Consider the following 13,299-nt stretch of genomic DNA (forward strand, 5'->3'; position numbering starts at 1 on the left):
GGCCGTGTTCGGCCCGGGCGCCAAGGCCAACCATCTGTCATATCTGGGCGATGCCCAAATCGGCGCCGGCGCCAACATCGGCGCTGGAACAATTACATGCAATTATGATGGTTTCTTCAAATATGAAACGAACATTGGCGCCGGCGCTTTCATCGGATCGAACAGCGCATTGGTGGCACCGGTGACCATTGGCGCTGGTGCCATCATTGGCGCCGGCAGCACCATCACAGCCGATGTCGCAGCCGATGCGCTGGCACTGGTGCGGCCACCGCAAAGCGAAAAGCCCGGCTGGGCGGCGCGGTTCCGGGCTGCCAAACAGGCACTGAAAGGCAAATAGCATGTGCGGTATCATCGGCATCCAGTCGCGCAGCAGCGTCGCCGACCGGCTCATCGATGGGCTGCGGCGGCTGGAATATCGCGGCTATGATTCCGCCGGCGTCGCCACCATCCATGACGGCCTGATCGAGCGGCGGCGCGCACCCGGCAAACTGGCCAACCTTGCAGGTGAACTGGCACTCAGCCCCCTGCCCGGCCATGCCGGTATCGCCCACACTCGTTGGGCCACGCACGGCGCGCCCACCCGCGATAACGCCCATCCGCATGCCACCGACCGCGTCGCACTGGTTCACAACGGCATCATCGAAAATTTCAAGCCTCTGCGCGAGGAAGTCATCGCTGCGGGTCGCACCCTCACCTCGCAGACCGACAGCGAAGTCGTGGCACATCTGCTGACCATGGCATTGGACGCCGGCGCCAGTCCGGACGAGGCCGTGGCAAGCACGCTGGCGCGGCTGCACGGCGCCTTCAGCTTTGCAATTCTGTTCCGCGACTTCCCCGAGCTTATGTACGGCGCCCGGCGCGGCTCGCCGCTTGTTCTGGGTTATGGCGACGGCGAGATGTTCCTGGGGTCCGATGCGCTCGGGCTGGCACCGTTCACCAACCGCATCGCCTATCTTGAAGAAGGCGACTGGGTACGGCTGTCGCCCGATGGTGCCCAGGTGTTCGACGGCGATGACCAGCATGTCAGCCGCCCGGTCATCATCTCGTCGGCATCGGCCGCCGTGATCGAAAAGGGCAACTATCGGCATTATATGGAAAAAGAGATCCATGAGCAGCCGATCGTCGTCGCCCAGACGCTTGGCGCCTATCTCGATCCGCTCGCCGAGACGGTCAGCCTGCCGCCCGCACCCTTTGATCTGGCGTCCGTCAAGCGCATCCAGATCGTCGCGTGCGGCACCGCGCTGCTTGCCGGGCACGTTGCCAGCTATTGGCTCGAAAGCCTGGCGCGCGTGCCTGTCGCCATCGATAATGCGTCGGAATTCCGTTACCGCGACCCCGTTTACGAAGACGGCGGCCTGTGCCTGTTCATCTCGCAAAGCGGCGAGACGGCCGACACGCTGGCGGCGCTGCGCCACGCCAAGGCCGGCGGCCAGATGATTGCCGCCGTGGTCAATGTCGCGTCGTCAACCATGGCGCGCGAAACCGACCTGCTGCTGCCCACCCATGCCGGGCCGGAAGTGGGTGTCGCCTCGACCAAGGCCTTCACATGCCAGATGGCCGTGCTGGCCGCCTTTGCCATTGCGCTAGGCAAGGCCAAGGGCCGGCTCCCGGTCGACGAGGAGGCGCGGCTGGTGCACCTGCTGACCGAAGTGCCGGCGGCGATGAACACGGCGCTGAAGTGCGAAACCACTGTTCAGGCGCTTGCCCAGCCTTTGTCCAAGGCGCGTGACATCTTGTATATCGGGCGCGGTCCGGACTATCCGATGGCGCTGGAAGGCGCGCTAAAACTGAAGGAAATCAGCTACATCCACGCCGAAGGTTATGCGGCGGGTGAACTGAAGCACGGCCCCATCGCACTGATCGACGAAAATGTCCCGGTGATTGTCATCGCACCCTCAGGCCCGCGTTTTGAAAAGACCATCTCCAACTGCCAGGAGGTCATGGCGCGCGGCGGCCAGGTCGTCCTGATTTCCGACGCGGCCGGCATCGCGGAGCACGGCGCCGGCACGATGGCGACCATCCTGATGCCCGACGTCGACCCGTTCATCAGCCCGTTGATCACCGCCGTACCGGTGCAACTGCTCGCCTATCATGTCGCGCTCGCCAAGGGCACCGACGTGGACCAGCCACGCAATCTGGCGAAATCGGTGACCGTCGAATAACGGCAACTGGCTGGGGCGGCAGGATTCGAACCTGCGCATGCCGGTACCAAAAACCGGTGCCTTACCGCTTGGCGACGCCCCAACAGCCGGGCTGCGCTGTTAGGCGGGCGCAGGCGTGGGCGCAACCGGAAATTCGGCCACAGGGGCTCCGTGCCGCGGTTATGCAAGCGCTTGGCGCGCAGGCCGTTGCTGGCGCATAAAGGGCTTGCGGCCTTTGGAGGACATATGACGGTTATCGTGACGGGCGCTGCCGGCTTCATCGGTGCCCATGTGGTGCGGGCCTTGCTGGCGCGTGGACAGCGGGTCATTGGCATTGACAACATGAACGCCTATTACGACCCGGCGCTCAAGCAGGCGCGGCTGGATCGATTGATCGGTGAAGCTGATGACTTTTTGTTCGCGTTCGGGGATTTTGCCGACCAGGCGGCGCTGGCGTCAGCCGTGGGCGGCGTAACGCTGACCGGCATTGTCCATCTGGGGGCGCAGGCCGGCGTTCGCCATTCGATCGATGCGCCGCGCGATTATGGCCATAGCAATCTGGTCGGGCAGCTGGAAATCCTTGAACTGGCGCGCAGCCAGCCGGGGGTGCATCTGGTTTATGCCTCGTCTTCCTCGGTCTATGGCGACACGACCGCCCTGCCCTTTGATGCCGAGGCGCGCGCCGATTCGCCGGTCTCGCTGTATGCCGCGACCAAAAAAGCCGGCGAGCTGATCGGTGAAAGCTATGCGCATCTGTATCGGATTCCCATGACCGGGCTGCGTTTCTTCACCGTCTATGGCCCCTGGGGGCGCCCGGACATGGCGATGTGGCGCTTTGCCGAACGGGTACTGAAGGGCGAGCCATTACCGCTTTACAATCACGGCCGGATGCGCCGCGATTTCACCTATATCGACGACATCGTAGCCGGCGTGCTGGCCGCGCTCGACCGGCCGCCGGCAGATGATGGCGCGGTCAAGCCGGGCGGGTCGACAAGCCCGCATGCCATTTACAATCTGGGAAATGACGAACCGCAGCAACTAGCAAGGCTGGTATCGTTGATTGGGCAGGCTTGCGGCCGCGAACCGCTGCTCGACATGCAGCCGATGCAGCCGGGCGACGTGACTGCAACCTGGGCCGACATAGCTCCGGCGCGGCGCGAACTTGGCTATGCGCCAACCGTACCATTGGAAGAGGGCGTGCCACGCTTTGTCGGCTGGATCCGCAACTGGACGAAGCAGTAGTTCAGCGCGCCAGCATTTCCCGTGCCTGGGCCACGTGCAGCACTTCGATCAACTGGCCCTTGTAAGTGGTGACACCTTTGCCAGCGGCAAGGCCGGCCTCATAGGCCGCGATCAGCCCGGCCGCATCGACCAGTTGCTGCGGCGTGGGCGAAAATGCCAGATTGCACGGCGCCACCTGGCTGGGGTGGATAAGCGTCTTGCCGTCAAAGCCTAGCAGCCGGCCCTGTGCCGCTTCGGCAAGGAAGCCGGCTTCGCTGGTAATATCGGTGAACACCCCGTCGAAGCAGGCGATGCCAGACGCACGCGCCGCCAGCACAATGGCCGAAAGGCTGTAGAGCAATGGCGTGCGGACGGCATCGCTGCCGCAGCGCAGATCCTTGGCAAGATCGGCCATACCGGCAATCAGCCCGGCGATGCCCGGCACTGCGGCAATCTGCGGCGCGGCCAGCACGCCAGCGGGGGTTTCGATCATCGCCAGCACCGGCAGGCCTGCCGCGGCGGCGACAACTGCCTGTGCCTGGGCGGCGCTGTCCACCTTGGGCACGACAAGGCCGTCAATGCCACCGCCGGTGGCCGCAGCCATATCGTCTGCGTGCCATGCGGTGCCGATGGCGTTGACGCGAAGAAACAACTTTCTCGCGCCCCAGCCTCCCTCGGCAGCAGCAGCGATGGCTGCGGCCCGGGCCTCGGGCTTGGCATCCGGCTGCACCGCGTCTTCCAGATCGAGCAGCACGGCGTCGGCGGGCAGCGTCCGCGCCTTGGCGACAGCGCTGGCACGGTTGGCCGGCAGGTAAAGCAGGGATTTGAAACGGTCCATCATCGGCCCAGCATAGCGGCTGCGCCGATGCGGTGAAGCGTCAATCCGCGTCCCAGCCCGTCAGCTTGCCCCGCAATTTCAGCAGGGCGGATTTCTTGATCTGGCATATGCGCGCGGCGCCGACGCCCAGCACCTGGCCGATCTCCTCAAGATTCAGTTCCTGCACAAAATACAGCTGCAGCACCTGCGCCTCTCGTTCCGGCAGGTGGCCGATGGCGGCGGCAATGGCGCGGCGGCGGTCATTGTCCTCAAGCTGTTCGTGCGCGTCGGGGCCGTCATCAGCGAACCAGTCATTGTGATCGGTGTAAATGTCGTCGAGGCTTTCGGAATGCGCGGCATGGGTCTGGGCAATGGCCGCGCGGTAAGCGTCCAGCGGCAGTTCCAGCGCCGCAGCCATTTCGGTGTCGGTGGCGGTACGGCCCAGTTGGTTTTCCAGTGTGGCGCGCACCCGCCCCCATTCGCGGCGGCGGCGAATTGCCGAGCGCACCAAGGTGGCGCCCTTGCGCAACTGGTCGATCATGGCGCCGCGCACCCGCATGGTGGCATAGGTGGCAAAGGCGGCATGGCCCCGATCCTCAAAGGCACGCGCTGCCTCGATCAGCGCAATCATGCCGATCTGCACCAGATCTTCGATATCGATGGCCGACGACACCCTGGCATGGACGTGCCAGGCGATCTTGCGGACCAGCGCCAGATGCGAGGAAATCAGCCGTTCGGGATCGGTGCGGGCGAGCCGTGCCGGCGCATACAGTGCCGGATCCAGGCCGAGACGAGCATCCATGGCTAACGCGCTCCTTCAGGAAGAATATTGAAAAACAGATGGTTGCCGGTCATGCGGCGGCGCCAACCACGGCCTGGACATCCAATGCGCGGTCATCGGGAATATCGGTGAAGGCCAGCACGGCTGCACCGGGCAGCCGGCTGCGAAGCAGGCTCCACAGCGGTCGGCGAATGGCGGGCAGTGTGACCACGGCAAAACGGCGCCCTTGCGTCATCAACGGCTCTGCGGCTGCGCTGATCGCTTCGCCGACGCGTCCGCCGAGATCGGGATCGAACGGCCAAGGCGAGCCCGGCGCCGCGCGAATGGCCTGTGCCAGCAGGCCTTCAAGGCCCGGATCCAGCGCAATGGCGGCCAGCGGCTGTTTCAGGTCCGCCAGCGTCTGGACGATCGCGGCCCCCAATGCCGGGCGCACCAGTTCCGCCAGTTCTGCCGGCTCCGCGCTTTTGCCGGCAACCGCGACCAGCGCCCCCACCAGCGTGCGCATGTCCCTGACAGGCACGCCTTCCTCGACCAACCGCTGCACGACCTGCGTGACGACGGGCAAGGGCATCAACTTGGGCACCAGCGCGCCGGCCAGCGACGGGGCGGCTTGCGCCAGCGTATCAAGCAGGGCCTGCACCTCGTCCTGGCCAATCAGGCGATGGGCGTTGGCCAGCAGCAGATGGTTGAGATGGGTGCCGATGACGGCTGCGGCATCGACGACGGTATAACCTGCGGCGACGGCAAGATCGGATTCGGCCGGGTCGATCCAGCGAGCCGGCAGGCCAAATGCCGGGTCCAGCGCCTCGCGGCCGGGAATTGGGGTGTCGATGACGCCGGCCTCGATCGCCAGCACATCGTCGGGAAATGCGGTATCCTCGCCGATGATGACGCCGCCGATGCTGATGCGGTACTGGAATGGCGCCAGCGCCATGGCATCACGTACGCGCACCGGCGGCAGCACCAAGCCAATATCCTTGGACAATTGGCGGCGGATGGCGGTGATGCGGGCCATCAAGGGGGCGCCGCGCGCCTCGTCGACCAGCGGCACCAGGCCAAAGCCGATGTCAAGGCTGGCAGCGGCGGTATCGGCCACATCGGTCCAGGCGATCTCGCTGCTTTGCGAGGCCACGTCGCCCTCGCCGGCTACCCCCGGGGCAATGGCCGGCACGCGCAGCTTCCATGCCAGCCAGCCAGCGCCGATGGCGGCGGGGGCCACCACCAGCAACGGCATGCCAGGAATGGCAGCAAGCAGGCCCAGGATGACGGCCACCGGCGCCCAGGCGGCTGCGCTGGCGAACTGGCTGGTGACCTGGCCGGACAGGCTGTCTTCCTTGCCGACGCGTGTCACCACCATGGCGGCCGCAATCGACAGCAGCAGTGCCGGCACCTGCGCGACAAGGCCGTCGCCCACCGCCAGCAGCAGGTAAATGCGTGCCGCATCGGCCAGCGACAGGTCATGCTGAACGGTGCCGAGCACCAGCCCGCCGATGATATTGATGGCAAGGATGAGCACGCCGGCAACGGCATCACCCTTCACGAATTTGGAGGCACCATCCATGGCGCCGTGAAAATCGGCCTCGGTGGTCACTTCGGTGCGGCGGGCGCGGGCCTCGTCGGCAGTCATCAGCCCGGCATTGAGATCGGCGTCGATGGCCATCTGCTTGCCGGGCAAGGCATCGAGCGTGAAGCGCGCCGCGACCTCGGACACGCGGCCGGCGCCCTTGGTGATCACCACCAGATTGATGATCATCAGCACGCCGAACACGAACAGGCCGACGACATAATCGCCCGCCACCAGAAAACTGCCGAATGCCTCGATGACATGGCCGGCGGCCGCCGTGCCTTCATGGCCATGCACGAGCACGACGCGGGTGGAGGCGACGTTCAACGACAGCCTCAGCAGCGTGGCAAACAGCAGGACGGTGGGAAAGGCGCTGAAATCCAGCGGTTTGCGCACATTGATCGCCACCATCAACACGATCAGCGCCACACCGATGTTCAGCACGAAAAACAGATCGAGCAGCAGCGCCGGCAGCGGCACGACCATCAGCGCGACAAGGATCAGGATCGCAGCCGGCAGCAGCGCGCCGCGCGGATCGAAGCGGGCCAAGGCATCGGTCATGCGCCAAGCTCCGCCAGCAGCATGTACGCCAGCCGCGCCCGGGCCAGCGGCACATTTGCAGCGGGCGCGGCGGGATCGCTTGTCGCAGCACGGGTCAGCGGCAGGCGGGAATTAGTATGGCCGCCTTCGATGCGGGCGGCAAAGCGTTCGTAAACTTCGGCGAGCGAACGCGGGGTGCCGTCATGTCCGTAAAACACGCCGCGATTGGCGGCGGCAGCGGCGGGTATCAGGCCGGCCGCATCGCTGCGGGGCGCTGATGCCATCTGTTTCAAAAAGCGCGCCGCCCCGGATGGGCCCAGGAAATGCGCCATATACAGATCCGTGGCACTGGCAGCGCGGCCCAACGCCGATTCCAGTTTTGCGCCATTGTCACGGGCAAACGCGCCAGCCATCAGCGCAGCGGCCTCGGCGTTGGTCCTGAGCGACAGGATGCTGGCCTTGACCTCGGCACTGGCTCCGGTGTTCAGGGCATCGGCGGCCCAGCCAAGGCCATGGGCGGCGCCGTGGCGTCGCACCGTGTCGAGCCAGGTGCGGGCCGTAAACTGGTAGAGCCCGCGTGCGCTGGATGTGCTAGCGGCAGCATCGGGGTTGAGACCAGATTCGACCTTGGCCTGTGCCACCAGATAGGAAAAATCGACGCCAGTTCGCGATGCGGCAGTGCGGACGGCGGCGATGACGCCGCTTGCCGTGTCCGCCGCAGCTTGCGAGACAGCGTGTGCGACTGGGCGCAGGGCAGCGATGCCGCTCATCCGGCCCAGCGCCCGTCGCGGCCATAGACCAATGGCGCGCCGCTGGCAGCCAGCACTCCGGACGGCACCAGCGCGCCAAGCCGGCGTTCAACGCCGATCAGCTTGGCCTTGCTGAGCAGGATGGCCCTGGCATTCAGGTCGCGCGCGGCCTCCAGCCGGTCGCGCCGCATTGGCACGCCGGCGGCAAGATCGGCCTGGACACGGGCAAGCGCGGCGGTCTTGGCCTCGCTGGCGGCAAGCACTGCGTCGGCATCCTCGGCTGCAAGCGCCGCCAGCTCGGCCTCGATGGCAGCGACGAGACCGTCGAAGCAATCTTCGGTCCCGGCCCAGACCGGGGTTGGGGCTGGGGCTTGCGCGATCCCGGTCACGGCTTGCGCGGCTCCAGCTTCATCATGGCGTCGGCGATGGCCAGCGGATCGGTCCGGAAGCGCCCGGCTGCTATTTCGGCGCGCAAGGCGGCGACGCGTGAACCGTCCACCGGTGGGCTGGCCGCCATGTCGCGCACGACGGCGAGGCGACCGCCGTTGCTCTTGTCCACTGCACCGCGATCAGGTGCCGGACGCGTGGCAGTGCCGATCTGCCCCGGCTTGCTGCCCGCATCGGGCGCGCGCAGGCCCCAGAGCGGCCCTCCCCGGCCCATTCCATCGATCATCATGCTCTCCTTTGGCAATCGGCCAGCACGGTGCTGGCAACAGCGGTTAACGGCGGTTCACCACGATGTTTTAATTGCCGCTCGAACTTCGCCCGAGGCTGACTCGGCCATCGGGCGTAAGTTGCCCGACGAAGCGCCGGCCATTATCGCCCTTGAGCCAGACGCGGCCATCGGCAGCATCGCGGTCGGCAGTGGCATCCAGCGTGACTTCAAAGCCGGCACCGCCGGCCGCGACCAGCACACGGTCGCCGCGCCGGATTACGGGCGGCGACCGCATGGCGCCCGGCGTGCTGCTCCGGTCACTGGCCAGCGGCACGAAGAGCGTCCAGGCCGGCTGGATACATTCAACTCGCACGACGTCGGGATCTGCCATCGCCAGCGCCGGCCGCGGGCAGTCGGGCAGCAACAACCGCGAATCAATGCGGCCTGCGCGCCCGGCAAACGCGGCCACTCGCGCCGCCAGATCGGGAATGGGGTGCAGGCCCGAAGCGTTGGCGGCGCTCCCGCCCCACAGTCCCGTGGCGACCAGGCCGATCATCGTGATGCCGAGGCTGTAAACAATGGGTCGCACTGGCCGTTCTCCTGTCTGGTCGTTCTGCTGATGCCCCTCCAAGCAAGAACCGGGCCAAGGCCATTCCCCCCTATGGCCAAGGTCCAGACCCGGCCCGGGGGCGGCAAGGCCTTGCCGGCAAAGCGGCAACCCCTTTCCGCCCCCGGGCCAATTTGCCGTGCCCCGGTGCGCTGCATCCCTGTCCGGGCCATGGTTGGCACGCCCCTTGCTTGGGCTGGGCCATGACCGACTTTCTCGATACCCAATTCGGCATCCACGGCCGCGCCCTGCAACTCAGGGCGCAGCGGCTGGATGTCATTGCATCCAACATCGCCAACGCAGCGACGCCGGGCTTCAAGGCGCGCGACATCGATGTGGATGCCACTCTGGCCGGCGGCTCGGCGTTTGGTGCGGCGCTGGACAATGCGCTCAAATATCGCGTGCCATCGCAGGTCAGCCTTGATGGCAACACCGTCGAACTGGCGACCGAACAAGCGGCTTTTGCGCAAAACGCGGTCCAGTACCGCGCCTCGCTCGGGTTCCTCACCAGCCGCATCCAGTCACTGATGGCTGCCTTGAAGGGCGGTGAATGATGGCGGGCCTGAACACCTTCGACATTGCCGGGCGGGCCATGACGGCGCAGCTCGTGCGGCTCAACAGCATTGCCTCGAACCTGGCCAATGCCGGCGCCGTGTCCGGGACCGAGGCCGGCGCCTATCGCGCGCTCAAGCCGGTGTTTGCCACCGCCTATCAGGGACAGACCGCCACCGTCGATGTGACGCAGGTGCTACCCACCGGCATTCCCGAAAAGCGCCACGACCCCGGCCATCCGCTCGCCGATGCGACCGGGCACGTCTGGGCCGCTGCCGTCGATTCCAATCAGGAGATGGTCGAAATGGTCGAAACTGCCCGGCAATATGCCAACAACATCGAAGTGTTGACCACGGCGCGCACGTTGGCGCTCGACACGATGCGGCTCGGCAAATGAGCCGCATCGATACGCTCCCCGCCGGCATCCCCGTCGCTGGTCCGCCGGCGGCCAAGCCGCTGCGCCAGTCACTGGGCCAGGCGGACTTTCTCGAACTGATGACCGCCCAGCTCAAGAACCAGGACCCCACCAAACCGGTCGATAACACCGAATATGTCGCCCAGATGGCGCAGTTTTCGACCGTCAACGGCATCGAGAACATGAACATCAAGCTGGCCAGCGTAATCGACCGGCTCGACGCCCTGATCGCTGCCCAATCCGCAGCAGCAATTTCCGCCACCCCAGAGGAGTGACCCCATGGCCTTTTACACTGCCCTGACCGGCCTTGCCGGCGCCCAAACCGAAATGGCGACCATCGCCAGCAACATCGCCAACGTCGGCACCACCGGCTTCAAGCGCAGCCGGGTGGCATTCGGCGACATCATCTCCACCTCGCCGCTGCAAAACCCCAACCGCATCGTCGGGTCGGGCACATCGGTGCGGTCCATCTCCCAGCAATTCCAGCAGGGGCCGACCGAAACCTCGACCTCGGCGCTCGACCTTGCCATCGCCGGCCAGGGCTTTTTCACGGTCAAGAGCGGCGCCGGCGGCATTTCCACGCATTTCACGCGCAGCGGCAGCTTTGCCGTCACCGCCGAACGCTTCATCGTCGATACTCAGGGCCGGCGGCTCCAGTTGTTCCCCACCACCACCGATGGCAATGTCCAGTCCACCGACCTTGGTTCGACCATTCCGGCAAGATTGCCGCTTTCGTCCGGCACGCCGCAGGCCACCAGCCTCGTGAAGATTTCCGCCAACCTGCCCGCTGATGCGCCGATCATCGCCAACAAGCCGATCTATACCCCGTCCAACCCCTATGTCTTTGATCGCAATGACCCGAGCACTTTTAATGCCTCGACCAGCACGACGGTTTACGACTCGCTGGGCAACCCGATGGCGGCCACAGTTTATTATGTGAAGGACAGCGCGCCGACGTTGCCCGATCCGGTGCACCGCTGGACAGCGCGGGTGTTTGTCGGCGATACCGAAATGAACGTCGCGGGTGCGCCCGGCATCGCCATGGCCTTCGACACCAATGGCGTGCTGACCAGCCCGGCGGCGCCGTTCCCGTTCGACCCGTTCACGCCGCCCACCGGCGGGGCGGCCTTTGCGCTGGCCATCGACCATGGCCTTGCCACCACCCAGCAAACGGGACCGTTCAGCCTGGCACTGATCGAACAGGACGGCATTCCGTCGGGCCAGCTCGAAAGCATCTCGATCGATACGTCGGGCACCATGAAGGCGAGCTTTTCCAACGGCGAGGTGCAGACGCTGGGCAAGGTGGCGCTGGCGACCTTCAGCAACCCGCAGGGCCTGAAACAGACCGGCGATGCCAGTTATGTCGGCACCCCCGAAAGCGGCGAACCGATTGTCGGCGAGGCCGGCCGCAACGGCATCGGCACCATCCTGTCGGGCAGCCTCGAACGCTCCAACGTCGATCTGACCGTCGAACTTGTCGCCCTGATTGCGGCCCAGCGCAATTTCCAGGCCAACGCCAAAGCCATCGAGACGGATTCGACGTTGATGCAAACCATCATCAACATCCGCAGCTAAGGGGCTGATAATCCATGGACCGGCTGATCTATACCGCCCTGAGCGGGCTTGGCGCACGTGGCCGGCAGCAGCAGGTGACGGCCAACAACCTCGCCAATGCCATCGTGCCGGGCTTTCGCCGCGAGGTGGTGGCAGCCGAAGGCCGTTATCTGGCCGGCGATGCCTGGCCGGCGCGGGTGCAGGCCGGATCGCCCAGCCTGACCACCCCGCACGAGGCCGGACAGGTGACAGCAACCGGCAACGAGATGGACATCGCGCTGGCCGGCGAAGCCTGGCTGGCCGTGCAGGGGCCGATCATCGGCGGGCAAATCAGCGAAGGCTATACGCGGCGCGGCGATCTTTCGGTGTCCCCTGCCGGGCTGCTGACCAACGGCGATGGCCGGGTCGTCGTGGGTGACAATGGCGCCCCCATCAGCGTGCCGCCGGGCGCCGCGGTCCAGATCGGCAGCGATGGCAACATCACGGCCCGGCTCGGCGATGCGGTGACGCCGCTGGGCCGGCTGAAGCTTGTCGATGGCACCAGCCTCAAGAGCCGCGACAAGGCCGGTGACAGCTTGTTCGTCACCGATCTGCCGCTGCCGCGCGACCAGGCGGCGCGGTTGCAACCGGGCGCGCTGGAAAGCGCCAATGTGCAGGCCGCCCATGCCCTTGCCGAGCTTGTCGAAGAGCAGCGCGGTTTCGAGGTAAACGCCCGGATGCTGAGCGTTGCCAAGGAAATTGACGAAAAGGGCGCCCGTCTCATGGCGCTCGACAACTGAGGAGCTGACGCATGACTTCGGCCTTGCAGATCGCCCGTTCGGGGCTTGATGCGCTCGACCAGCGCATGAAAACGATTTCCAACAATCTGGCGAACGTGGGCACCACCGGCTTCAAGCGCGACCGCGCGGCGTTCGTGTCGTTGATGTACCAGGATGACCGCAGCCCCGGCGCGGCATCCAGCGCCGACACCCAATATGCCACCGGGCTCGGCACCGGCACCGGTGTGCGCGTAGCGGGCACCGAGCGCATCCATGCCCAGGGCACGCTGATCCAGACGGACAATGCGCTGGATCTGGCCATCGAGGGCGCCGGCTTCTTCGCCGTGACCATGCCCGACGGCACCCAGGCCTTTTCCCGCGACGGCGGTTTCAAGCTGTCGGCGACCGGCGAGATGGTGACCACTGCGGGCCTGCGGCTGGCCCAACCTATCATCATTCCCGATGGCGCCGAACGTATCACGATTGCGCCCGATGGCACGGTTACGGCCGTCATCGCCGGGCAGGCCGCCCCCGTCGAGGTCGGCCAGCTGCAATTGTCGCGGTTCCTCAATCCGGCCGGGCTGTCTCCCATCGGCGACAATCTTTACCGCGAAACCGCCGGGTCCGGTCCCGCCACTGCCGGCCCTGCGGGCATCGCCGGCATGGGCACGCTGCGCCAGGGCGCGCTCGAAGGCTCGAACGTGTCAACCGTGCAGGAGCTGGTCGACATGATCGAGACGCAGCGCGCCTATGAAATCAACGCCAAGGTCATCAAGGCCGCCGATGAAATGGGGCAATATGTTGCGCAGAACGTCTGAGGCAGCGCTGCGGCTGGCCCCGTTGCTGGCGCTGCTGCTGCCGGCCTGCGCCGATGAAGGCTTTGGCCGGGCGCCGGGCATTGCGGCGACCTTGCCGCCGCCGGCTCCGGTGGATGCCCCGCCCACC

General features: G+C 66.0%; 16 protein-coding genes and 1 tRNA gene. 9 read left to right on the forward strand and 8 right to left on the reverse strand.

The genetic code is table 11. The features are described 5' to 3' along the window. On the forward strand, nt 1–337 hold a 337-nt coding region (locus RMQ73_RS00955; RefSeq protein WP_310496090.1), incomplete at its 5' end, for a DapH/DapD/GlmU-related protein. A 1-nt stretch (nt 338) separates the two neighbouring features. Further along, nucleotides 339–2,162, forward strand: a complete 1,824-nt coding sequence (gene glmS / locus RMQ73_RS00960; protein ID WP_310496091.1) for a glutamine--fructose-6-phosphate transaminase (isomerizing) — start codon at nt 339–341, stop codon at nt 2,160–2,162. 7 nt (nt 2,163–2,169) lie between these two features. Here glmS and RMQ73_RS00965 read toward each other — a convergent pair. Beyond that, a tRNA-Gln gene (locus RMQ73_RS00965) sits at nt 2,170–2,244 on the reverse strand. Nucleotides 2,245–2,387: 143 nt separating this feature from the next. Here RMQ73_RS00965 and RMQ73_RS00970 point away from each other — a divergent pair. Beyond that, a complete protein-coding gene (locus RMQ73_RS00970) occupies nt 2,388–3,383 on the forward strand; it encodes an NAD-dependent epimerase/dehydratase family protein (RefSeq protein ID WP_310496092.1) in 996 nt (331 codons plus the stop codon). A 1-nt stretch (nt 3,384) separates the two neighbouring features. Here RMQ73_RS00970 and RMQ73_RS00975 read toward each other — a convergent pair whose 3' ends face one another. The 7 genes from RMQ73_RS00975 to RMQ73_RS01005 form a co-directional block, all read right to left on the reverse strand. Next, nucleotides 3,385–4,203 (reverse strand): CoA ester lyase, encoded by an 819-nt coding sequence (locus RMQ73_RS00975; RefSeq protein WP_310496093.1) that lies wholly within the window; start codon nt 4,201–4,203, stop codon nt 3,385–3,387. Nucleotides 4,204–4,240: 37 nt separating this feature from the next. Continuing rightward, nucleotides 4,241–4,981: a FliA/WhiG family RNA polymerase sigma factor gene (locus RMQ73_RS00980; protein WP_310496094.1), complete on the reverse strand. Its 741-nt coding sequence runs from the start codon at nt 4,979–4,981 to the stop codon at nt 4,241–4,243. A 49-nt stretch (nt 4,982–5,030) separates the two neighbouring features. Continuing rightward, nucleotides 5,031–7,085, reverse strand: coding sequence for a flagellar biosynthesis protein FlhA (flhA, locus tag RMQ73_RS00985; protein WP_310496095.1), 2,055 nt, complete (start codon nt 7,083–7,085; stop codon nt 5,031–5,033). Continuing rightward, nucleotides 7,082–7,834: a transglycosylase SLT domain-containing protein gene (locus tag RMQ73_RS00990; RefSeq protein ID WP_310496096.1), complete on the reverse strand. Its 753-nt coding sequence runs from the start codon at nt 7,832–7,834 to the stop codon at nt 7,082–7,084. Before RMQ73_RS00990 ends, flhA begins: the two co-directional genes overlap by 4 nt. Continuing rightward, on the reverse strand, nt 7,831–8,202 hold the full coding sequence (locus RMQ73_RS00995; RefSeq protein ID WP_310496097.1) for a hypothetical protein: 372 nt from the start codon (nt 8,200–8,202) through the stop codon (nt 7,831–7,833). Before RMQ73_RS00995 ends, RMQ73_RS00990 begins: the two co-directional genes overlap by 4 nt. After that, nucleotides 8,199–8,489 carry a flagellar biosynthesis anti-sigma factor FlgM gene (gene flgM / locus RMQ73_RS01000; protein ID WP_310496098.1) on the reverse strand — a complete coding sequence of 97 codons (291 nt, stop codon included), beginning with the start codon at nt 8,487–8,489 and terminating at the stop codon, nt 8,199–8,201. The genes RMQ73_RS00995 and flgM overlap by 4 nt, the downstream gene beginning before the upstream one ends. Before the next feature lie 67 nt (nt 8,490–8,556). Then, on the reverse strand, nt 8,557–9,057 hold the full coding sequence (locus RMQ73_RS01005; RefSeq protein ID WP_310496100.1) for a flagella basal body P-ring formation protein FlgA: 501 nt from the start codon (nt 9,055–9,057) through the stop codon (nt 8,557–8,559). Nucleotides 9,058–9,278: 221 nt separating this feature from the next. Between RMQ73_RS01005 and flgB the strand changes: the two genes are divergently transcribed. From flgB to flgG, 6 genes are read left to right on the forward strand one after another with little or no spacing between them, the layout of a single operon-like run. Next, nucleotides 9,279–9,629, forward strand: a complete 351-nt coding sequence (flgB, locus tag RMQ73_RS01010) for a flagellar basal body rod protein FlgB (protein ID WP_310496101.1) — start codon at nt 9,279–9,281, stop codon at nt 9,627–9,629. Next, nucleotides 9,626–10,024, forward strand: a complete 399-nt coding sequence (gene flgC, locus RMQ73_RS01015; protein WP_409049812.1) for a flagellar basal body rod protein FlgC — start codon at nt 9,626–9,628, stop codon at nt 10,022–10,024. The genes flgB and flgC overlap by 4 nt, the downstream gene beginning before the upstream one ends. Further along, nucleotides 10,021–10,317 (forward strand): flagellar hook capping FlgD N-terminal domain-containing protein, encoded by a 297-nt coding sequence (locus RMQ73_RS01020; protein ID WP_310496102.1) that lies wholly within the window; start codon nt 10,021–10,023, stop codon nt 10,315–10,317. Before flgC ends, RMQ73_RS01020 begins: the two co-directional genes overlap by 4 nt. A 4-nt stretch (nt 10,318–10,321) precedes the next feature. Further along, a complete protein-coding gene (locus RMQ73_RS01025; RefSeq protein ID WP_310496103.1) occupies nt 10,322–11,617 on the forward strand; it encodes a flagellar hook protein FlgE in 1,296 nt (431 codons plus the stop codon). Between the two features lie 14 nt (nt 11,618–11,631). Then, entirely contained in the window at nt 11,632–12,375 is a 744-nt protein-coding gene (locus tag RMQ73_RS01030) for a flagellar hook-basal body complex protein (RefSeq protein WP_310496104.1), read from the forward strand. 11 nt (nt 12,376–12,386) lie between these two features. Next, on the forward strand, nt 12,387–13,172 hold the full coding sequence (gene flgG / locus RMQ73_RS01035) for a flagellar basal-body rod protein FlgG (RefSeq protein ID WP_310496105.1): 786 nt from the start codon (nt 12,387–12,389) through the stop codon (nt 13,170–13,172). The last annotated feature ends 127 nt before the right edge of the window (nt 13,173–13,299 follow it).

Source organism: Sandarakinorhabdus sp. (genome assembly GCF_031430775.1).
Taxonomy (GTDB): Bacteria; Pseudomonadota; Alphaproteobacteria; order Sphingomonadales; family Sphingomonadaceae; genus Sandarakinorhabdus.